The organism is Stenotrophomonas sp. AGC87, from assembly GCF_057333975.1.
Genome location: NZ_JBHFHW010000015.1, coordinates 12,569 through 33,265, shown reverse-complemented (window position 1 = coordinate 33,265; position 20,697 = coordinate 12,569). Strand labels below are relative to the sequence as shown.

Below are 20,697 nucleotides of genomic sequence, written 5' to 3'. Positions count from 1 at the left end.
GAATATCGGCTTCTGCCGTTCAGCGAAGCCGACGATGCGCCTCTCCCAGTTCCACCTGCACACCACCAAGGAAACCCCCAGCGACGCGGAGCTGACCAGCCACCGCTTGATGCTGCGCGCGGGCATGATCCGCAAGCTGGCCTCGGGGCTGTACACCTGGTCGCCGCTGGGCCTGCGCGTGCTGCGCAAGGTCGAGCGCATCGTGCGTGAGGAAATGGAGCGTGCCGGCGCGGTGGAATTCCAGATTCCGACCATCCAGCCCAAGGAACTGTGGGAAGCCACCGGCCGCTGGGAAAAGTTCGGCCCGCAGCTGCTGAAGATCAAGGATCGCAAGGAGCAGGTGTTCTGCTACAGCCCGACCGCTGAAGAGGCCGCCGCTGACTTCGCGCGCCAGGAGCTGTCCAGCTACAAGCAGCTGCCGGTCAATTTCTTCCAGATCCAGACCAAGTTCCGCGATGAGATCCGCCCGCGCTTCGGCGTGATGCGCTCGCGCGAATTCCTGATGAAGGACGCCTATTCCTTCCACCTGCACGATGAGTGCCTGGTGCGCGAATACGAAAACATGAAGTCGGCCTACAGCCGCATCTTCACCCGCCTGGGCCTGGATTTCCGCATGGTGCAGGCCGACTCCGGCGCGATCGGTGGCGACGCCTCGCAGGAATTCCACGTGATCGCCGAGTCGGGCGAAGACGCGCTGGTGTTTTCCACCGGCTCGGATTACGCGGCCAATATGGAAGCGGCCATCGCCGCGGCCCCGGGTGAGCGCCCGGCCGCCAGCGAAGCGCTGCGCAGGATCGATACGCCCACGCAGAAGACCTGCGAAGCCGTGGCCGCCCTGCTCGGCCTGGGCCTGGAGCGCACGGTCAAGTCGATCGCGATCATGAGCGAGGCCGGTTTCGTGCTGGCGCTGGTGCGCGGCGATCACGATGTCAATGAAATCAAACTCGGCAAGGTCGAGGGCCTGCAGGGCTACCGCATGGCCAGCGAGGCGGAGATCGCCACGCATCTGGGCAGCGAGCCGGGCTTCCTCGGCCCGCTCAACCCGGCCCAGCCGATCCGCATCGTGGCCGACCGCGACGTCGCCGCGCTGGCCGATTTCGTCATCGGTGCCAACCAAGCCGGTTTCCATATCGCCGGCGTCAATTGGGGCCGCGACCTGCCCGAACCGGAAGTGGCGGACATCCGCAACGCCAAGGCCGGTGATCGTGCCGCCGATGGCGGTGAACTCAAGATCGCGCGCGGCATCGAAGTCGGCCATGTGTTCCAGCTCGGCCGCCAGTATGCGCAGGCGTTGAATGCGACCGTGCTTGACGAAAACGGCAAGGCTGCGGTGTTGGCGATGGGCTGCTACGGCATCGGCATTTCGCGCATCGTGGCGGCGGCGATCGAACAGAATCACGACGACGCCGGCATTATCTGGCCGGACGCGATGGCGCCGTGGCAGGTCGTGGTCTGCATGATCAACCCGAAGCAGGACGAGACCGTGTCGTCCACCGCCGCCGAGCTGCTTGCGCAGTTGCAGGCCGCCGGCCTGGATGTGGCGCTGGATGACCGCGGCCTGCGCCCGGGCGCGATGTTCGCCGACATGGAACTGATCGGTGTCCCGCACCGGATCGTGGTGTCCGAACGCGGCGTCGCCGCCGGCACGTTCGAGTACCGCGCGCGCAATGCCGCCGAAGCGGAGGTCCTCGACAAGGACGCGCTGCTGGCAAAATTGACGAAGTAATGACAAAGGCCGGGCGAATAACCCGGCCTTTTCAATGGCGGACCCGGTTTCAATATCTCCGGTTTGTTTGTGTATTTCGCAAAAGAGAATGTATGCTGTTTCCGATGCCAAGGACCGGCTCACCCTGTCCTTAATATATTGCGGAGTAGTAGATGAGCATTGACCTGAGCGGCCTGTCCGCCAAAGAGCTGGGCGCGCTGATCAAGAACGCCAAGAAGCAGCAGACCATCGTGGCCAAGCGTCCGGCGATCACCAAGGTCCGCGCACAGCTGACCAAGCTGGCCAAGGCCCAGGGCTATTCGGTGGAAGAACTGTTCGGCGGCGCTGCCCCGGCCGCACGTGGCCGTGCCGCGAGCAAGGCCACCAAGGCCCCGGCCAAGGCCGTGCGCAAGCTCGGCAAGGTCGCCCCGAAGTATCGCAACCCGGCCAACCCGAAGGAAACCTGGACCGGCCGTGGCAAGCAGCCGCGTTGGCTGGCCGCGCATACCGCCAAGGGCAAGAAGGTTGAAGAGTTCCTGATCAAGAAGTAAGCCGGTCAGTCACTGCAGTACATGAAAACGCCGGCTTCGCGCCGGCGTTTTCGTACCCGTTGATGGCGCGCGCGGTGACCGGGATGGTCAAAGATTCTTGCGCGCCGGGATCAGCAGATTGCCGAACAGCAGGCCGGCCACCAGCGCCATCACCACGTTGAGCACGGTCATCAGCACGGTCTGGCCGGCGCTCATGTCCTGCTGCTGGACCAGCGTCAGCACGCCGCGCAGGCTGGTACTGCCGGGCACCAGCATGATGATGCCGGGCAGGCGGATGATCGCGCCCGGGCGCTGCGCCAGCCGACCAAACAGATTGCCGGCGGCGGTCAGCAGCATCGCGGACATGAAAATGCCGGCCGGAATGCCCCACGCCTGGCCCGCGAATTTGGAGATCGCATAACCGGCGACGGCCGCCGCCATCACCCAGGGGAAATCGCGGCGGTTGGCCTTGAACAACATCGCGAACGCGAACGCGGCCAGCAGCAACGCGCCCCACTCGACCCAATCGGCCTGCGGCCGCGAGGCGCGCACCAGCGGTTCCAGCCCGACGATGCCGGACAGGGTCACCGCGATCACCGCACCCACCGTCAGTTTCAGGATCGTGGTCACCGCACCGGCAAACCGCGCCGTGCCCGAAACCCAATGCTGGCTGGCCAGCTCATTGACCGCATTGGTCAGCGACATCCCCGGCAGCAGCACCACCAGCGAGGCGATGATCACCGTGTTGAGGTTCAGCGCCCCGATGAAGGAGGCCACCAGCGTCGCCACCGAGCCGGCCAGCAGTGCGGCCAACGCTTCGTTGGCCTCGCGCGTGGCCGGGCGGCGGTCGGTATACATGCCCATGACGCCGATCAGCAGGCCGATCACGCCGGCGGTGGCGATATCCAGCCACGGCAGTTTCCACAGGCCGGCCACGCCCGCTGCGCCCAGGCTGTAGGAAAGAATGGTGCGGATCTTGCCCCAACGGCCCGGATCCTGGTCCAGCTGGCGCAGTGCGGTATGGCCCTGCGCGATGCTCATGGTGCCGTTGGCCACCGCATCGGTGATCTGATCGGCGATGCTGAGTTTATGCAGGTCGTTCTCGCCCGGTGCCAGCCGGATCACGCGGGTGATATCCGATGAACCGATCGCCTTGGTCGGGTCGCTGAAACTCAGGATCAGGCCGGTCGGATTCGACCACGGCTCACAATCCAGGTCCAGACGCTGCGCCAGCGCGACCACGGCCGCTTCCAGCCGCTGCGCGGTGGTGCCATAGCTGTGCAGGCGCCCGGCCATTTCCGAAACGAAGGCCACGCGCTGTGCGTAGGTGGCCGGTGGTGCAACGATGGTGGGGGCGTCGGCAGACATGCGCCGTAGTATTACCCGAACACGCCCCGGCCTGAAGAATCCCGGTGTCATCGTGCGCCGGCGTGCAGGCCCGGGCCACACTGACCGACGCGTTCAGCCCGCTCCGGCGCATACGCGAGCCATGCACCCGGACAGGTTATGCTGCGCGCAGGACGCCTACATGACCTCAGACCAAGCCCCCCATCTCGAGCAGGATGCCCAAGACCCCGGTCTGATCCGGTTGTCTGGCCATTGGACATTGCGCACCGCGCTGGACGCGGCCGAAGTGCTGCGCGGCCTTCCGGAGAACGTGACCGGTCTGGACGCCAGCGGGATCACCCTGCTCGACTCGGCCGGCGTGCTGCAGTTGCTGCGCGTGGCCCACCGCGCCGATCTCGGCGAGGATGCGGTGACATTCCGCGAGGAGCATCGTGCGCTGGTCTCGACCATCGAGGAAGTCGCCGACGACCGGCCCAAGGCCAGGCGCGACTTCGGCGTGCTGGCCGCACTGGAACGGCTGGGTGTCAGCGTGCACGGCATGGGCCACAACATCGTGGCGCTGGCCAGCTTCCTCGGTGAGAACCTGGTCAAGGGTGCGCGCCTGATCAAGGAACCGCGCCGTTTCCGTCTCACCGCCACCGTCGCCCAGATGGAACAGGTCGGCCTGGATGCGGTGCCGCTGGTGGCACTGCTCTCCTATCTGGTGGGCGCGGTGATCGCCTTCCTCGGCTCGACGATCCTGCGCGACTTCGGCGCCGAGATATACGTGGTCGAGCTGGTCAGCATCGCCTTCCTGCGCGAGTTCGCGGTGCTGTTGACCGCCATCGTGCTGGCCGGCCGCACTGCCAGTGCGTTCACCGCGCAGATCGGTGCGATGAAGGCGCGCGAAGAAATCGACGCGATGAAGACGCTGGGCCTGGACCCGGTCGACCTGCTGGTGCTGCCGCGCCTGATCGCCTTGCTGATCACGCTGCCGCTGCTGACCTTCATCGCCATGGTCGCCGGCCTGGCCGGTGGCATCACGGTGGGCGCGTTCGATCTGGATATTCCGCCGCAGATGTACATCGCGCGCATGCACGACACCATGGAAGTGCGGAACATGCTGGTGGGCCTGTCCAAGGCGCCGGTGTTTGCGCTGGTGATCGGCCTGATCGGCTGCCTGGAAGGCCTGAAGGTGGAAGGCACCGCGCAGTCGGTCGGCGAGCGCACCACCTCCAGCGTGGTGCAGGCCATTTCACTGGTGATCATCCTGGACGCATTCGCCGCGCTGTGGTTCATGAAGATGGGCTGGTAACCGATGATCACCGACACCGCCCCGGCCCCTGACCGCGACGCTGCCGCCAGCGATGACGACGAACTGCTGATCCGTGTGCGCGGGCTGACCAACCGTTTCGGTGCGCAGGTGGTACACGACGGGCTGGACCTGGATGTGCGCCGCGGCGAGATCCTCGGCGTGGTCGGCGGCTCGGGTACCGGCAAATCGGTGTTGATGCGCAGCATCCTTGGCCTGCGCACGCCGGACGATGGTCAGATCGAGGTGCTGGGCGTCGATGCCCGCTCCAGCGACCCTACCAACCGTCTGCACATCGAACGCAACACCGGTGTGCTGTTCCAGGATGGCGCACTGTTCTCCTCGTTGACCGTGGGCGAGAACGTCCAGGTGCCGCTGAAGGAACATCACGGCGAGCTGCCCGAGCGCTGGCATTACGAATTGGCCCTGCTCAAAGTGAAACTGGCCGGCCTGCCCGCCGATGCGATCAACAAGCTGCCCTCGCAGCTGTCCGGTGGCATGCGCAAGCGCGCCGGCCTGGCCCGGGCGCTGGCGCTGGATCCGCCGCTGCTGTTCCTGGATGAACCCACCGCCGGGCTGGACCCGATCGGCGCGGCCGCCTTCGACCGCCTGATCAAGACCCTGCAGGAAGCGCTGGGGCTGACTGTCTTCCTGATCACACATGATCTGGACACGCTGTATGCGATCTGTGACCGGGTGGCGGTGCTGGCCGACAAGAAGGTCATCGCCAATGCGCCGCTGCACGAGATCGAACAACTGGACCACCCGTGGATCCAGGAGTACTTCCACGGACCGCGCGCGCGTGCTGCGCGCGATGCAAAGCACGAGAGCGAGTAAGCCATGGAAACCAAAGCCAATTACGTCCTGATCGGCGCCTTCACCCTGGTGGTGGGACTGGCGCTGCTGGCCTTCGGCCTGTGGGCCGCCAAGTACTCCTCCGACCGCACCTGGACGGAATACCGCGTGGTGTTCCGCGAGGCGGTCACCGGCCTGTCGGTGGGCAGCCCGGTGCAGTACAACGGCATCGCAGTCGGCTCGATCACCGAGTTGAACCTGGTGCCGGACGATCCGCGCCAGGTGGTCGCGCGGATCCGCCTGAACTCCAATACGCCGGTCAAGACCGACACCCGCGCCAAGCTGGCGATCACCAGCTTGACCGGCCCATCGATCATCCAGCTCAGTGGCGGCACCCCGCAGTCCGCCGCGCTGACCGCGGTCAACAAGGACCCCGCCCCGATCATCCCAACCACGCCGTCCGCGCTGCAGAACATCACCGACGTGGCCAACCGCATCGTCGAGCGCATGGACCAGGTGCTGAGCGACCGCAACGTGGCCAGCATCAACGCCACCTTGGCCAACCTGGAAACCATCAGCGGCGGCCTGGCCGATCGTGACCAGGGCACCCAGGCGCTGCTGCTCAGCGCGCGTGATGCCGCGCGCAGCCTGGATGTCACCCTGAAGAGCACCAACGGCACCATCCAGCGCCTGGACAAGAACCTGGTGCAGCAGCTGCCGCCGATCCTGGACAAGCTGGAGACCACGCTGAGCAAGCTGGACTCGGCCGCCGGCAACGCCGATTCGATCCTTGGCGAGAACCGCGCCGCGATCAACAGCTTCGCCAATGATGGCCTGGCCCAGCTCGGCCCGACCCTGACCGAGCTGCGTGGCCTGATCCGCGACCTGCGCCGGGTCAGCGACCGCCTGGACAACAACCCGGCACGCTACCTGCTCGGCCGTGACGCACCCAAGGAGTTCGAACCCAAATGAGCCGCCCGACCTTCTTCCGGCCCCTGCTGCCGATCGCCCTGATCGCCGCGCTCGGCGGCTGCTCGCTGCTGGGCAGCAACGAGCGCAGCGCGGTGACCATCTATTCGCCCGTGGTCCGCATCCAGGCCGATCCGAGCTGGCCGACCGTCGATTGGCAGCTGGTACTGGTCAAGCCCAGCGCCGCACGCGTGGTCGACAGCCCGCGCATCAACGTGCGCCCGACCCCCTCCGAACTGGAGGTCTACAAGGGCGTGAGCTGGGCCCAGCCGGCCACCGACATGCTCGATGACGCGCTGGTGCGCGGCTTCGAAGACTCGGGCCGCATCAACGGCGTGGCCCGGGTCACCACCGGCATCCGCGCCGACTACAAACTGGCCATGGACGTGCGCCGCTTCGAAGCCGACTACCGCGGCCAGGCCACGCCGACCGCGCTGATCGAGGTCAACGCCAAACTGATCCACGTGATCGACCAGCGCGTGGTCGCCGATCGCACCTTCCGCCAGGAAAACCCGGTCGGCAGCACCGACGTCGCCCAGGTCACCGCCGCGCTGGAACAGGGGCTGCAGACGCTGACCACGAATGTGGTGGGCTGGACGCTGGTCACCGGCGAGCAGGATCACGCCCGCGCTGCGGTCACGCCGACCCGGGTGCGGTAATCCAGCGGAAGGTCAGATTGAGGCGCTCGGCCAGCGGTCGCGCGCTTTTGGGCAGGGAATGCTGGTAATGGCGCTGGGTCTGCCCGCCCATCATCAGCAGATCGCCATGGTCCAGCAGCACCTCGGCCTTTTTGGCATGGTCGTCCCGGCGGCGCAGCAGGAACCGCCGCGGCGCGCCCAGGCTCACTGACGCGATCACGGGCGCCGGCCCCAGTTCGGGTTCGTTGTCGCTGTGCCAGCCCATTCCGTCATCGCCATCGCGGTAGCGATTGAGCAGCACGCTGTTGAACGGCGCGCCGCAGAAGGTTGCCAGCTGATCGCGCAGCGGCAGCAGCGCCGGATGCCAGGGCGCTGGGACGAACTCGGTTCCGGAATAGCGGTAGCGCGCGGCCGGGTCGCCCATCCAGCAGCTCAGGCGCGGGGAATCGACCTGGCGGCCGAACATGCGGATCTTGTGGACCTCCCATGGGACGTCGTCGCGGAGCGTGCGCTGGAGGGTGTCGGCGGTGTCACGGGAGAGCCAGTGGCGGTGCCAGTGCACCTGGGCGTCGGGGAGGTGGAGATCCATGGGGTGACGCTAGCACCCCTTTGCTGGAATGCGTATCGGGACCATGGCAGGAGCTGTGGATTTGCCCCCTGTCCACCAAAGATCGAAAATGAGCGCCTGCCGGACCGGCATCGTTCAAAGAGCATTCCATGGCCCCACTTCGCCTCAGCGCTTCAAACACAGCGCCGGCTGCCAGCGAGGCTGTACCCATCGCGCGCCACTTCACTGCACCAACGCCGCTCGCTGCGCGCCACCAGGATGTGACGCGATGACCTCCTCTGTGACCCGCGCGGTCCGTGCAGCCAGCCAAGCGGTCTCCCGGCATGGCGGTGGGCTGACCGGGCTGTGGTCGGTACTGCGGCGCGCTTTCAAGGTCGCCTCTGCAATGGGTGTTCGTGGGCTCGTCAATCGACTCAAGCAGGCCAGTGCATCACGGATCCAGGTTGCGCAGCCAGTTGAGCACCTGTTTCCCGCGCCCGTGCCCCTTGCCCGGCTCCAGCAACGCGTGGGGCTCATGGCGCATGTGTACTATCCGGATCTGATAGAAGAGTTCGCTGAGCTGTTGGCGCACATCCCTTTGCCGTTCGAGTTGCTCGTGTCCGTGATGGACGATACGGCCAAGCTCCAGGCTGAAGAGCGTTTTGCAAGGCTTCCCCATCTTTCTGCATTGCACGTCCGCGTCGTGCCCAATCGGGGCCGCGATATCGCGCCGCTGCTGGTTACGTTCCGCGACGAGATCGTGGCCTTGGATATCATCGGCCATATCCACACCAAGAAGTCGCTGTACACGGGCAGCGAGCAGGAGCAGTGGCGGCGCTACCTGCTGCGTTCACTGCTGGGCAACGAAACGCGGGTCGCTTGGATTCTGGGCATGTTCGCTGCCGAGCCACGTCTGGGTATGGTCTACCCGGAAACCTATGAAAGCCTCCCGCCCTGGGCCCACACATGGCTGAGCAACGCCGATGTCTGCGCAGCATTGGCGGCACGGCTGGGCATGGAGATAGATCGCAACGCTTACATCGACTATCCGGCAGGCTCCATGTTCTGGGCGCGGGTCGATGCGCTGCGCCCGCTCTTCGCCTTGAATCTGACTACCAGCGATTTCCCCACCGAAGCCGGCCAAGTGGATGGCACCCTGCAGCACGCGGTGGAGCGCCTTCTGGCCACCATCACGCGCCACCAGGGCCTGCTTGTCGGCGTGCTTGCCCCGGGTGATACACCGCACCTGATCAGCGAAGGGCAGCGCAACTGGACAGAGGCGTTCGCTACACCGATTGCCACCCGCATCCAGCTCTCCACGCTGGATGCGGATCTGGTCACCACCGATGTATTCGATACATTGGTGACCCGTCCGTTCCTGTCACCACACGCCGCGCGCGACTATCTCTCCTTCAAAGCCCTGGCCCAGTTTGGCGTCGATGATTTCTCTGGAGCCCGCCAGCTAGCGGAGGAGCGCGCGCGCATTTCAAGCGGACGCGACCCCACACTTCCGGAGATCTACGCGCAGTTCCCTGCATTGGAATCCCCCGTGGATCCGCAGGCGCTCTTGGAACTGGAAGTCACCACCGAGCAGCGTCTACTGTGTCCGCGCGAAGGGGTGCTGGCAGCCATGCAGGCATTGCGAGGCAAACGCCTTGTCGCGCTATCGGACATGTACCTGCCGGCCGCAGTGCTCCGCCGCGTGCTGCCGCCCGCCGTGCTGGCGCTCACCTCGGAATGGTGGGTGTCGTGCGAGACAGCCATGCGCAAGGACGATCCCGCCACATGGGCGGCGATCTCACAGCGCGAAGGCATCCCGACGAAACGCTGGCTGCACGTAGGCGACAACGAACACGCCGACGTGCAGATTCCACAGTTGTGCGGCCTCATTTCCCCCGTTCATATCGTGCGCCCTTCGGCGTTGCTGGACATGGTGCCGGCGCTGCGCCCGCTTCGGCATGCAGCCGGGCTCAACGCACCGTGGCCTGAGCAGTTGTGGCGGGGTCTGCTCGCCAACCATTTCGCCGCAGTAGGCGATCGAAATCCGACACATCTCTCGCCGCGCCCCACACTGGATGCCTACAGTGCTGGATACACCGTCCTGGGGCCTGTCGTTCTGGATTACCTGACCTGGCTGGCGAACCTCGCGAAAGAGCGCGAGATCGGAATGGTGCTCTTTCTCAGCCGCGAGGGGTTTCTGCTGCAGCAAGCATGGGATGTCTTGGCCGGCAGCGCGCCAGCTCTCCAATCGCTGAGGTCGTCATACCTTCTAGTATCTCGACGCGCCGCGGGCATGGCCAGCCTGCGTGAAGCAAGCGATCTTGAGCGGCTGCTGCATGGTACTTACACCGGCCCGCTGGTGAACCTTGTTGCCTCGCGCTTGGGCGAAGAAGCCGCTGTGGCCATACGCGAGCAGGTGGGCACCCTGGCAGATCGCGACATCTATCTGCCTGAAATGCTGGATCAGGCCATCGCGACATTGGCGCCGGCGCTACCCTCCCTACTGAACATCTCGGCGCGCGAGCGCGATGCCTACCTGGACTATTGGCGCGAAACCGTTGGTGACGATGCTGCCCTGGTCGCGGATATCGGCTACGCCGGCACCATCCAGACCTATCTGTCGAGCATCATTGACCGCCCCTTGGGGGGAGCGTACTTCGCATTGCGTGCCACCGCCCGGAAGGTGGAGGGACATGGTTGGGCCGCAGCCCGGTATCACGACGGGCGTACTGCGCCGGACGAGGACTCGCCGATTCTTGCCCATGACCTGCTGCTTGAGGCGTTGCTGGCAGCGCCATCCGGTCAATTCTGCGGCTTCCAGAACGCCGGCAATGGACGCGAGGCGATGTTCGCGCCGCCAGAACTGTCAGCAGCCGGTCAGGCGTCCCTTGCTCAGGTCCATCAGGGGGCGTTGACCTTCATCGCTGACACCTGCGCGGCCTTAGGAGAGGATGTGCAACACCTGAACTTCGACCCCGAGGGTGTGCTGCAGCCGCTTCAGTGCTTGGCCAATGGCCATTGGTCCGCTGGCTCCTGGCTGGAAACACTGTCCACGGACGACAGCTTCACCGGCCGCGGCAGAGTCGCGGCCGGTGTCACCGGACCGGTCAGCCGCTGAACGCCACGCCGGTCTTTTCCTTCAACTCCTCAATACCCACGCCAAGGGCCGCCTCGACCAGCACCAGCCCCTTGTCAGTAACGTCGAACACGGCCAGGTCGGTGATGATGCGATCCACCACGCCGACACCGGTCAGCGGCAAATTGCACTCGGGCAGAATCTTGTGCTCGCCACTCTTGGCGGTGTGTTCCATCAGCACCACCACGCGCTGCACGCCGGCGACCAGATCCATCGCCCCGCCCATGCCCTTGACCATCTTGCCGGGCACCATCCAGTTGGCCAGGTCACCCTTGTCGGTCACCTGCATCGCGCCGAGGATGGCCAGATTGATGTGGCCGCCACGGATCATCGCGAAGCTGTCGTGGCTGCCGAAGTAGCTGGCACCCGCGCGTGCGGTCACCGTCTGCTTGCCGGCGTTGATCAGGTCTGCGTCGACCTCGGCCTCGGTCGGGAACGGGCCGATGCCGAGCAGGCCATTTTCGGACTGCAGCCAGACATCCACACCGTCGGGAATGTGGTTGGCAACCAGGGTCGGCAGGCCAATGCCCAGGTTCACGTAGGCGCCGTCGGTCAGCTCGCGCGCGGCGCGCTGTGCCATTTCATCGCGGGTCCAGGCCATCTCAGTTCGCCTCCTGGCGCACGGTACGCTGTTCGATACGCTTTTCGGGGTGCGGGTTGTGCACGATGCGATGCACGTAGATGCCCGGCAGGTGCACCTGGTCCGGGTCGATGCTGCCCACCGGCACCACCTCTTCCACTTCCACGATGCACAGCTTGCCGGCCATCGCGCAGGCCGGGTTGAAGTTGCGCGCGGTCTTGCGGAACACCAGGTTGCCGGCCTCGTCGGCCTTCCACGCCTTGACCAGCGCCACGTCGGCCCGCAGCGCGGTCTCCATCACGTAGTGCTTGCCATCGAACTCGCGGGTTTCCTTGCCCTCGGCCACCACCGTGCCGTAACCGGTTGCGGTGAAAAACGCCGGGATACCGGCGCCGCCGGCACGCAGGCGCTCGGCCAGGGTGCCCTGCGGGTTGAACTCCAGCTCCAGCTCACCGGCCAGGTACTGGCGCTCGAACTCTTTGTTCTCGCCCACGTAGGACGAGATCATTTTCCGGATCTGGCGGGTGGTCAGCAGCTGGCCGAGGCCAAAGCCATCCACGCCCGCATTGTTGGAGATCACGGTCAGATCCTTGGCACCGGTATCGCGCAGCGCGGCGATCAGTGCCTCGGGAATACCGCACAGGCCGAACCCGCCGACCGCCAGGGTCTGACCGTCGGCGATAGCGCCTTGCAGCGCTTCAGCCGCACTGGCGTACTGCTTGCCACGTCGCCCGGCGTTGTCTGGGGACTTGCTCATCTACGCCCTCACCTCGTTGATGTAAGCGGCCATTGTAGCCATTGCCCGAGCCTTTCCCCGGCCCCGGGGTCCTGCGTTGCCCCGACCCGCCCCGGTGAAAACGATTCCCATACACGGCAGCGGCTAAACTACTGCGCTGACTGTTAGAAGGACTGAAAAGATGACGCTCCCCGCTTTCAAGGCGTACGACATCCGCGGCCGGGTTCCGGATGAACTGAACGAAGATCTGGCCCGCCGCATCGGTGTGGCGCTGGCGGCGCAGCTGTCGCCCGGCACGGTGGTCGTCGGCCACGATGTCCGCTTGACCAGCGGGGCCCTGCAGGATGCCCTGGCCGCCGGCCTGCGCGGCGCCGGGCGTGAGGTGCTGGATATCGGCCTGTGCGGCACCGAGGAAGTCTACTTCCAGGTGGATCATCTGAAGGCCGCCGGTGGCGTGATGGTCACCGCCAGCCATAATCCGATGGATTACAACGGGATGAAGCTGGTCAAGGAGCAGGCGCGCCCGATCAGCTCCGATTCCGGCCTGTTCGCCATCTCCGACGCCGTCGAGGCCGACCAGGCGCCCGCCGCCGCGCCGAGCGCCGGCCTGCAGTCGCATCCGGACAAGAGCGCCTACATCGCGCACCTGCTGAGCTACATCGAACCCAAGGCGCTCAAGCCGCTCAAGCTGGTGGTCAATGCCGGCAACGGTGGCGCCGGCACGATCGTGGATCTGCTCGCTCCGCACCTGCCGCTGGAGTTCATCCGCATCTGCCATGAGCCCGATGGCAGCTTCCCCAACGGCATTCCCAATCCGCTGCTGCCCGAAAACCGCGAGCTCACCGCACAGGCCGTGCGCGAGCATGGCGCGGACTTCGGCATCGCCTGGGATGGCGATTTCGACCGCTGCTTCTTCTTCGACCATAACGGCCGCTTCATCGAAGGCTATTACCTGGTCGGTCTGCTCGCCCAGGCGATCCTCGCGCGCCAGCCCGGCGGCAAGATCGTGCACGACCCGCGCCTGACCTGGAACACGGTGGAAATGGTCGAGGAAGCCGGTGGCCAGCCGGTGCTGTGCAAGAGCGGCCACGCCTTCATCAAGGAAAAGATGCGCTCGGAAAATGCCGTCTACGGCGGTGAGATGAGTGCGCACCATTATTTCCGCGAGTTCGCCTACGCCGATTCCGGCATGATCCCGTGGCTGCTGATCGCTGCGCTGGTGTCCGAGTCCGGCCGTTCGCTGGCCGATCTGGTCGAAGCGCGCATGCAGAAGTTCCCGTGCAGCGGCGAGATCAACTTCAAGGTCGCCGATGCCAAGCGTTCCGTCGCCCGCGTGATGGAGCATTACGCCGCGCAGGCGCCGGCACTGGACCACACCGATGGCATCAGCGCCGATTTCGGCGAGTGGCGCTTCAACCTGCGCAGCTCCAACACCGAGCCGCTGCTGCGGCTGAATGTTGAAACCCGCGGTGACGCAGCACTGCTGCGCGCACGCACCGATGAAATTTCGCAGTTGCTCAAGGACGCCTGAGGCGAGTACCCCCCACCATGCAGAACCTTCTTCCCGTCATTCTCTCCGGTGGCTCCGGCACCCGCCTGTGGCCACTGTCGCGTGAGTCCTACCCCAAGCAGTTCCTGGCCTTGGCCGGTGAACAGACCATGCTCCAAGCGACCTGGCAGCGTGTGGCGGCGATCGCCGGCCGCGCGCCGCTGATCGTCGCCAACGAGGAACATCGCTTTGTCGCCGCCGAGCAGCTTCAGCAGCTGGGCGTGCAGCCGCAGGCAATCCTGCTGGAGCCGGTCGGCCGCAACACCGCACCGGCGATCGCAGTGGCCGCATTGGAAGCGACCCGCGATGGTGATGATGCGCTGCTGCTGGTGCTGCCTTCGGACCATGTGATCGCCGACGAACAGGCGTTCCGTGCCGCGGTACTGCGTGCGGTACCGGCCGCGGAGTCCGGCAAGTTGGTGACGTTCGGCATCGTGCCGACCGGCCCCGAAACGGGCTACGGCTACATCAAGGCGGCCTCCAACGGTGATGTCCGCGCCGTGGATCGGTTTGTCGAGAAGCCGGATGCGGAAACCGCCAGCGCGTACGTGCAGTCGGGCGAGTATTTCTGGAACAGCGGCATGTTCCTGTTCAAGGCATCGCGCTTCCTGGCCGAGCTGGAGAAGTTCCATCCCGCCATGCTGGCCGGCAGCCGCACCGCCTGGCAGCAGGCGCGCCGCGACAGCGATTTCACCCGTCTGGACAAGGACGCCTTCGCCGCCGTTCCTTCGGACTCCATCGATTACGCGGTGATGGAAAAGACCGCCGACGCCGTGGTCGTGCCGCTGGATGCCGGCTGGAACGACGTCGGTTCGTGGACCGCGCTGCGTGACGTGTCAGAACAGGATGGGGATGGCAACGCGCACCACGGCGACGTGATCGCGATCGACTGCCGCAACACCTTCGCCTACGGCGAGCGCCTGATCGCACTGGTCGGCCTGGATGACGTGATCGTGGTGGAAACTGATGACGCGGTCATGGTCGGCAAGAGCGACCGCATGCAGGAGATCAAGCAGGTGGTCGCGCGGATCAAGGCCGATGGCCGCCCCGAAGCGACCTGGCACCGCAAGGTGTACCGCCCGTGGGGCGCCTACGACTCGATCGACAACGGCGCCCGCTTCCAGGTCAAGCGCATCACGGTAAAGCCCGGCGCGACGCTGAGCCTGCAGATGCACCACCACCGCGCCGAGCACTGGATCGTGGTCAGCGGCACGGCCGAGGTCACGCGGGGTGAGGAAGTGCTGCTGCTCACCGAGAACCAGAGCACCTACATCCCGCTGGGCGTGACCCATCGCCTGAAGAACCCGGGCAAGTTGCCGCTGGAGCTGATCGAAGTGCAGTCCGGCAGCTATCTGGGCGAGGACGATATTGTGCGGTTTGAGGATACGTACGGGCGTACCTGATCGACGGCAAACAGATAAACAAAAAACCCGGCCAAGGCCGGTTTTTTTGTTGCCGGTAGAGCCAAGGTCAGCAGTCCGCGATGACCCGCTTCAGGCCGTCCTGCCAGTGTGGCAGGGTGACACCGAAATCCTGCTCCAGCTTCGCCACATCCAGGTGCGAATAGGCGGGGCGCTTGGCCGGCGTCGGGTACTCGGCCGTGGTGATCGCCTCGACGGTCGGCGCGCGCGCCAGCACACCGGCGGCGACGGCCTCGATGAAGATGGCCTCGGCAAAACCGTGCCAGCTGGTCTCACCGGTGGCCGTCAGATGCCAAGTACCCGACAGCGCGCCATCGTGCTGCAGTGCCTGTACGGTCACATCGGCAATCAACGCTGCCGGCGTCGGCGTACCGACCTGGTCGGCGACCACGCGCAGCACATCGCGTTCCGCACCCACCCGCAGCATCGTGCGCAGGAAGTTCGCGCTGTGCGAGGCATATACCCAAGCGGTACGGAAGATCAGGTGGCGGCCACCGGCCGCGCGGATGGCCTCCTCACCGGCCAGCTTGCTGGCGCCGTACACGCCCAGCGGAGCCGTCGCGTCATCCTCGCGATAGGGGCGCGTGCCCTGCCCGTCGAAGACGTAATCGGTGGAGTAATGCACCAGCGGGACCCCTGCCTGTGCGCACCAGCGCGCCAGCACACCGGGTGCCTCGGCGTTCGCACGGAAAGCGGCCTCGCGGTCGTCCTCGGCCCGGTCCACCGCGGTATACGCGGCCGCGTTAACCACCACGGTCGGCTGGACACGGTCCAGCAGTGCCGCCAGCGAAGCCGGCTGATCGAAGTCGGCCACTTCGCACGCGCTGCCATCGGGCAGCGTGCCGTTGCGTGTGGTCGCCACGATCCTGCCTAGCGGGGCCAGCGCGCGTTGCAGTTCCTGACCCAGCTGACCGTTGGCACCAAGAAGCAGGATCGTCACAGCTGGTAGACCGGCAGGCGGTCCTCGGCAATATCTTTCAGGAACGGCGCGGTTTCATCCTTGCCCGAGAGCGTTGGTGCGCTGATCGGCCAATCGACGGCGATGTCGGCATCGTTCCAGCGGATGCTTGCATCGCTCTCCTTCACGTAGACGTCCGTGCACAGGTAGCTGAACAGCGCACGCTCGGACAACACCGCGAAGCCATGCGCGAAGCCCTCCGGGATCCAGAACTGCCGCTTGTTCTCCGCGCTCAACACGACCGCTTCCCAGCATCCGAAGGTCGGCGAACCGCGACGGATATCGACGGCGACGTCGTATACCTCACCTTCCAGCACCGTCACCAGCTTGCCCTGCGGGCGCGGCCACTGGTAATGCAGCCCCCGCAGCACGCCCTTGGCCGAGGCGGACACATTGCTCTGCACGAATGCGCCCGGCAGGCCATGCTCTGCAAAACGATCCGCATTCCAGGTCTCGAAGAAGAAACCGCGATCGTCGCCAAAGACGGCCGGCTCGATCACCTTGCAGCCAGAGAGCGCGGTCTCGATCAACTTCACGGTACCACGCCCCGCAATGCCAGCGAATGCAGGTACTGGCCGTAGCCGTTCTTGATCAATGGCGCCGCCAACGCTTCCAGCTGTTCGGCGGAAATCCAGCCCTGGCCGAAAGCAATCTCCTCAGGGCAGCAGACCTGCAGGCCCTGACGGGTCTGTATGGTCTCGATGAAGTTGGAGGCTTCAAGCAGTGACTGGTGCGTACCGGTGTCCAGCCACGCATAGCCACGACCCAGCGCCTGAAGGTGCAGATTACCCTCGCGCAGGTAACGCTGGTTGAGATCGGTGATCTCCAGCTCGCCGCGCGGCGACGGCTTCAACTCGGCGGCGTAATCGCTGGCGTTGCCGTCGTAGAAGTACAGCCCCGTAACCGCATAGTTTGAGCGCGGCTTCGCGGGCTTCTCGACCAGATCGATGACCTTACCGGCGGTGTCAAACTCGGCCACGCCGTAGCGCTCCGGATCATTGACCCAGTAGCCGAACACCGTGGCGCCGGTATCGCGCTGGTCGGCGTCACGCAGAATTTCGCGCAGACCGTGACCATGGAAGATGTTGTCGCCCAGCACCAGGCAGCTCGGCTTGCCGCCAATGAAATCCTTGCCGATCAGGTACGCCTGCGCCAGCCCATCCGGGCTCGGCTGCACGGCGTACTCGATGTTCATGCCCCACTGCGAACCATCGCCGAGCAGGCTCTGGAACAGCGCCTGTTCGTGCGGCGTGTTGATGATCAGCACGTCGCGGATTCCGGCCAGCATCAACACGCTGAGCGGGTAATAGATCATCGGCTTGTCGTACACGGGCAGCAGCTGCTTGCTGACGCCCTTGGTGATCGGATACAGGCGCGTGCCCGAACCACCCGCGAGGATGATGCCCTTGCGTTGAGTCATGCGGTTGTCCTCTGTCTGGTGATCACCGCCCTCAGGCGGTGGTGCCGATGCGCTGCAGGCGGTAGCTGCCGTCGAGCACGCCGTTGACCCAGTCCTGGTTGTCCAGGTACCAGTCCACGGTGAAGCCGATACCCTGCTCGAAGGTGTACTTCGGCTCCCAGCCCAGCTGGTCCTTGAGCTTGGAGGCATCGATCGCATAGCGGCGGTCATGGCCGGGGCGATCGGTCACGTAGGTGATCTGGCTGGCGCGCGGCTGGCCATCCTCACGCGGGCGACGCGCATCGAGCAGGGCGCAGATCGCCTGTACCACCTCGATGTTCTGCTTCTCCGAATTGCCGCCGACGTTGTAGGTCTCGCCGACCTGACCCTTGGCCAGCACGGTGCGGATCGCTTCGCAGTGATCGCTCACGAACAGCCAGTCGCGTACCTGCTTGCCGTCGCCATAGACCGGCAGCGGTTCGCCCGCCAAGGCCTTGGCGATCACCAGCGGGATCAGCTTCTCGGGGAAGTGATACGGGCCGTAGTTGTTGGAGCAGTTGGTGGTCAGCACCGGCAACCCGTAGGTGTGGTGGAACGCGCGCACCAGATGGTCCGAGGCCGCCTTGGACGCCGAGTACGGCGAATTGGGCGCGTACGGGGTGGTCTCGCTGAACTTGCCGGTCTCGCCGAGCGTGCCGTACACCTCGTCGGTGGACACGTGCAGGAAGCGGAATGCCGAACCCTTGTCGGCCGGCAGTGCCTTCCAGTAGTCGCGCACCGCTTCGAGCAGCGCCAGGGTGCCGACCACGTTGGTCTGGATGAACGCGCCGGGGCCGTCGATGGAGCGGTCCACATGGCTTTCGGCGGCGAAGTTCAGCACGGCGTCCGGCTGATGCTCGGCCAGCAGACGGAAAACAAGGGCCTGGTCACCGATGTCGCCCTCGATGAACACATGGTCCGGATTGCCGTCCAGCGAGGCCAGGGTTTTCAGGTTACCCGCATAGGTCAGCGCATCGAGATTGATGATGCGCACGCCCTTCGCGACGGCTTCGAGGACAAAGTTACCGCCAATGAATCCGGCTCCGCCGGTGACAAGCCATGTGGGCACTACCCGTTCTCCTGTTCGATATACGGTCCGGAACGCTTTCTCACGCCCTGACTCAGCGGAACAGGATACATCGCGCCTGTCTTCACGACCTCTCCATGAGCGTGAACAGCCCTGCTTTTGCCAGACTTATGCGGCACCGCAGCATAACCATACGCATTCGCATGGTGCCCTTGCGCCAGTTAGAATCGCTGTCCCACCCCCGAACCGGTTGCTGTGAACAGAACCGGACGTTCTCCCGTTATTGAAGGATCCAGCACCAGATGAAAATCCTCGTCGCGTACAAGCGCGTGGTGGACTACAACGTCCGCATTCAGGTCAAGCCGGACGGTTCCGGCGTGGTCACCGACGGCGTCAAGCTGTCCCCCAACCCGTTCGATGAAATCGCCCTGGAAGAAGCGCTGCGCCTGCGCGACAAGGGCATCGCCACCGAGGTCGTGGTTGCCACGATCGCACCGGCCGATGCCCAGGCGCACCTGCGCAACGGCCTGGCCATGGGCGCCAACCGCGCCATCCATGTCGTGACCGACCAGGCCATCCAGCCGCTGACTGCTGCGCGCACCCTGCTCAAGCTGGTCGAGAAGGAACAGCCGGACCTGGTGATCCTGGGCAAGCAGGCTATCGACGACGATGCCAACCAGACCGGCCAGATGCTGGCCACGCTGTGGGGCCGCCCGCAGGCGACCTTCGCCAGCAAGCTGGAGATCGCGGACGGCAAGGCCACGGTGACCCGTGAAGTCGACGCCGGCCTGGAAACGTTGGAAGTGGATCTGCCGGCCGTGGTCACCACCGACCTGCGCCTGAACGAACCGCGCTTCATCAAGCTGCCGGACATCATGAAGGCCAAGGCCAAGCCGCTGGAGACCCTGCAGCTGGCCGACCTCGGCGTAGACGCCGCGGATACCTTCAAGACCACCCAGTACGCCGCGCCGGTCAAGCGCAGCAAGGGCGTGATGGTCAAGGATGCGGCCGAACTGGTCGCTGCACTCAAGCAGAAGGGGTTGCTGTAATGACCAAGATCCTCGTTGTCGCTGAACACCACGACGGCAAGCTCAACGCCGCCACCGCCAAGACCGTGAGCGCGGCTGCCGCGATCACCGGCGCCAGCATCGACGTGCTGGTGCTGGCCGCCGATCCGGCCGCCGTGGCCGCCGAGGCCGCGCAGCTGGCGGGCGTGGCCAAGGTGCTGACCGTGACCAACGCCGCCAACGCACAGGCGTTAGCACAGGTACTGGCCCCGCAGATCGCGCAGCTGGCCAAGGGCTACACGCACGTGTTCGGCCCCTCGACCACCTTCGGCAAGGACCTGATGCCGTGCGTGGCCGCCCTGCTGGGCGTCAACCAGGTCTCCGACCTGATGACCGTGGAAGGCAGCCACAGCTTCAAGCGCCCGATCTACGCGGGCAACGCGATCATCACCGTGGAGGTGCCGGCCGACCAGATCGTGGTCGCCACCGTGCGTGCCGCCTCCTGGCCGGAAGCAGCCAAGGGCGGCAGCGCTGCCGTGGAAGCGGCCAGCGTCGATGCGGCCCTGCCGAGCCACACCCGCTTTGTCGGCCTGGCGGCCGGTGCGACCGACCGCCCGGACCTGCAGAGCGCCAAGCGCGTGGTCTCCGGCGGCCGTGGTGTGGGCTCGGAAGAGAACTTCAAGGTGATCTTCCAGCTGGCCGACAAGCTTGGCGCCGCCGTCGGTGCCTCGCGTGCCGCCGTGGATGCCGGCTACGTGCCCAGCGACCTGCAGGTCGGCCAGACCGGCAAGATCATCTCGCCGGAGCTGTACGTAGCCGTGGGCATCAGCGGCGCGATCCAGCACCTGACCGGCATCAAGGACGCCGGCACCATCGTGGCGATCAACAAGGACCCAGACTCGCCGATCTTCGAGATCGCCGATATCGGGTTGGTGGGGGATCTGTTCACTCTGTTGCCGGAGTTGGAAGCGGCGCTGTGAGTTTCGCGGGGGGGGGGGGGGGGGGGGGGGGGGGGGGGGGGGG

General features: G+C 65.5%; 18 protein-coding genes and 1 pseudogene. 11 read left to right on the top strand and 8 right to left on the bottom strand.

The genetic code is table 11. The annotated features are described in order from the left end of the window. Window positions 1-34: 34 nt before the first annotated feature. Both ACE026_RS06315 and ACE026_RS06310 read left to right on the top strand, forming a co-directional pair. Window positions 35-1,726, top strand: a complete 1,692-nt coding sequence (locus ACE026_RS06315; protein WP_486038398.1) for a proline--tRNA ligase — start codon at window positions 35-37, stop codon at window positions 1,724-1,726. A 152-nt stretch (window positions 1,727-1,878) separates the two neighbouring features. Next, a pseudogene (locus ACE026_RS06310) lies at window positions 1,879-2,253 on the top strand (H-NS histone family protein); the annotation flags it as partial. Window positions 2,254-2,343: 90 nt separating this feature from the next. Here the strand turns inward: ACE026_RS06310 and ACE026_RS06305 are convergent. Next, the gene (locus ACE026_RS06305; RefSeq protein ID WP_486038397.1) at window positions 2,344-3,603 is read right to left on the bottom strand and encodes a threonine/serine exporter family protein; all 1,260 of its coding nucleotides are present in this window, start codon (window positions 3,601-3,603) and stop codon (window positions 2,344-2,346) included. Between the two features lie 121 nt (window positions 3,604-3,724). On the opposite strand from ACE026_RS06305, the gene ACE026_RS06300 reads away from it, so the two are divergent. Genes ACE026_RS06300 through ACE026_RS06285 form a run of 4 tightly spaced genes read left to right on the top strand, consistent with a single transcriptional unit; the run spans window position 3,725 to window position 7,296 of the window. Then, the gene (locus ACE026_RS06300) at window positions 3,725-4,876 is read left to right on the top strand and encodes an ABC transporter permease (protein WP_486038396.1); all 1,152 of its coding nucleotides are present in this window, start codon (window positions 3,725-3,727) and stop codon (window positions 4,874-4,876) included. A 3-nt stretch (window positions 4,877-4,879) separates the two neighbouring features. Next, a complete protein-coding gene (locus tag ACE026_RS06295) occupies window positions 4,880-5,710 on the top strand; it encodes an ABC transporter ATP-binding protein (protein ID WP_486038395.1) in 831 nt (276 codons plus the stop codon). A gap of 3 nt (window positions 5,711-5,713) precedes the next feature. Then, on the top strand, window positions 5,714-6,640 hold the full coding sequence (locus ACE026_RS06290) for an MlaD family protein (RefSeq protein ID WP_121042588.1): 927 nt from the start codon (window positions 5,714-5,716) through the stop codon (window positions 6,638-6,640). Further along, window positions 6,637-7,296 carry an ABC-type transport auxiliary lipoprotein family protein gene (locus ACE026_RS06285; protein ID WP_088432069.1) on the top strand — a complete coding sequence of 220 codons (660 nt, stop codon included), beginning with the start codon at window positions 6,637-6,639 and terminating at the stop codon, window positions 7,294-7,296. Before ACE026_RS06290 ends, ACE026_RS06285 begins: the two co-directional genes overlap by 4 nt. Here the strand turns inward: ACE026_RS06285 and ACE026_RS06280 are convergent. Further along, window positions 7,274-7,864 carry an alpha-ketoglutarate-dependent dioxygenase AlkB family protein gene (locus ACE026_RS06280; RefSeq protein ID WP_486038394.1) on the bottom strand — a complete coding sequence of 197 codons (591 nt, stop codon included), beginning with the start codon at window positions 7,862-7,864 and terminating at the stop codon, window positions 7,274-7,276. The genes ACE026_RS06285 and ACE026_RS06280 overlap by 23 nt on opposite strands. A gap of 247 nt (window positions 7,865-8,111) precedes the next feature. On the opposite strand from ACE026_RS06280, the gene ACE026_RS06275 reads away from it, so the two are divergent. Beyond that, the gene (locus tag ACE026_RS06275; protein ID WP_486038393.1) at window positions 8,112-10,940 is read left to right on the top strand and encodes a rhamnan synthesis F family protein; all 2,829 of its coding nucleotides are present in this window, start codon (window positions 8,112-8,114) and stop codon (window positions 10,938-10,940) included. On the opposite strand, the gene ACE026_RS06270 is transcribed toward ACE026_RS06275, so the two are convergent. Both ACE026_RS06270 and ACE026_RS06265 read right to left on the bottom strand, forming a co-directional pair. Further along, window positions 10,930-11,559: a CoA transferase subunit B gene (locus tag ACE026_RS06270; RefSeq protein ID WP_486038392.1), complete on the bottom strand. Its 630-nt coding sequence runs from the start codon at window positions 11,557-11,559 to the stop codon at window positions 10,930-10,932. The two genes, ACE026_RS06275 and ACE026_RS06270, sit on opposite strands and share 11 nt — an antisense overlap. A 1-nt stretch (window position 11,560) precedes the next feature. Then, on the bottom strand, window positions 11,561-12,295 hold the full coding sequence (locus ACE026_RS06265; protein WP_313209216.1) for a CoA transferase subunit A: 735 nt from the start codon (window positions 12,293-12,295) through the stop codon (window positions 11,561-11,563). 160 nt (window positions 12,296-12,455) lie between these two features. Here ACE026_RS06265 and ACE026_RS06260 point away from each other — a divergent pair, with 160 nt between their 5' ends. Both ACE026_RS06260 and ACE026_RS06255 read left to right on the top strand, forming a co-directional pair. Then, a complete protein-coding gene (locus ACE026_RS06260; RefSeq protein ID WP_486038391.1) occupies window positions 12,456-13,805 on the top strand; it encodes a phosphohexomutase domain-containing protein in 1,350 nt (449 codons plus the stop codon). 17 nt (window positions 13,806-13,822) lie between these two features. Beyond that, window positions 13,823-15,226: a mannose-1-phosphate guanylyltransferase/mannose-6-phosphate isomerase gene (locus tag ACE026_RS06255; RefSeq protein ID WP_486038390.1), complete on the top strand. Its 1,404-nt coding sequence runs from the start codon at window positions 13,823-13,825 to the stop codon at window positions 15,224-15,226. A gap of 67 nt (window positions 15,227-15,293) precedes the next feature. Here ACE026_RS06255 and rfbD read toward each other — a convergent pair whose 3' ends face one another. From rfbD to rfbB, 4 genes are read right to left on the bottom strand one after another with little or no spacing between them, the layout of a single operon-like run. Further along, on the bottom strand, window positions 15,294-16,184 hold the full coding sequence (gene rfbD, locus ACE026_RS06250) for a dTDP-4-dehydrorhamnose reductase (RefSeq protein WP_486038389.1): 891 nt from the start codon (window positions 16,182-16,184) through the stop codon (window positions 15,294-15,296). Then, on the bottom strand, window positions 16,181-16,738 hold the full coding sequence (gene rfbC, locus ACE026_RS06245) for a dTDP-4-dehydrorhamnose 3,5-epimerase (RefSeq protein ID WP_486038388.1): 558 nt from the start codon (window positions 16,736-16,738) through the stop codon (window positions 16,181-16,183). The genes rfbD and rfbC overlap by 4 nt, the downstream gene beginning before the upstream one ends. Then, a complete protein-coding gene (gene rfbA / locus ACE026_RS06240; protein ID WP_486038387.1) occupies window positions 16,735-17,622 on the bottom strand; it encodes a glucose-1-phosphate thymidylyltransferase RfbA in 888 nt (295 codons plus the stop codon). Before rfbA ends, rfbC begins: the two co-directional genes overlap by 4 nt. Window positions 17,623-17,653: 31 nt before the next feature. Continuing rightward, the gene (rfbB, locus tag ACE026_RS06235) at window positions 17,654-18,709 is read right to left on the bottom strand and encodes a dTDP-glucose 4,6-dehydratase (RefSeq protein ID WP_486038386.1); all 1,056 of its coding nucleotides are present in this window, start codon (window positions 18,707-18,709) and stop codon (window positions 17,654-17,656) included. A 260-nt stretch (window positions 18,710-18,969) separates the two neighbouring features. On the opposite strand from rfbB, the gene ACE026_RS06230 reads away from it, so the two are divergent. Both ACE026_RS06230 and ACE026_RS06225 read left to right on the top strand, forming a co-directional pair. After that, window positions 18,970-19,716, top strand: coding sequence for an electron transfer flavoprotein subunit beta/FixA family protein (locus tag ACE026_RS06230; protein WP_353086853.1), 747 nt, complete (start codon window positions 18,970-18,972; stop codon window positions 19,714-19,716). Then, complete coding sequence (locus ACE026_RS06225) at window positions 19,716-20,654, top strand: electron transfer flavoprotein subunit alpha/FixB family protein (protein WP_486038385.1); 939 nt, start codon at window positions 19,716-19,718, stop codon at window positions 20,652-20,654. Before ACE026_RS06230 ends, ACE026_RS06225 begins: the two co-directional genes overlap by 1 nt. The last annotated feature ends 43 nt before the right edge of the window (window positions 20,655-20,697 follow it).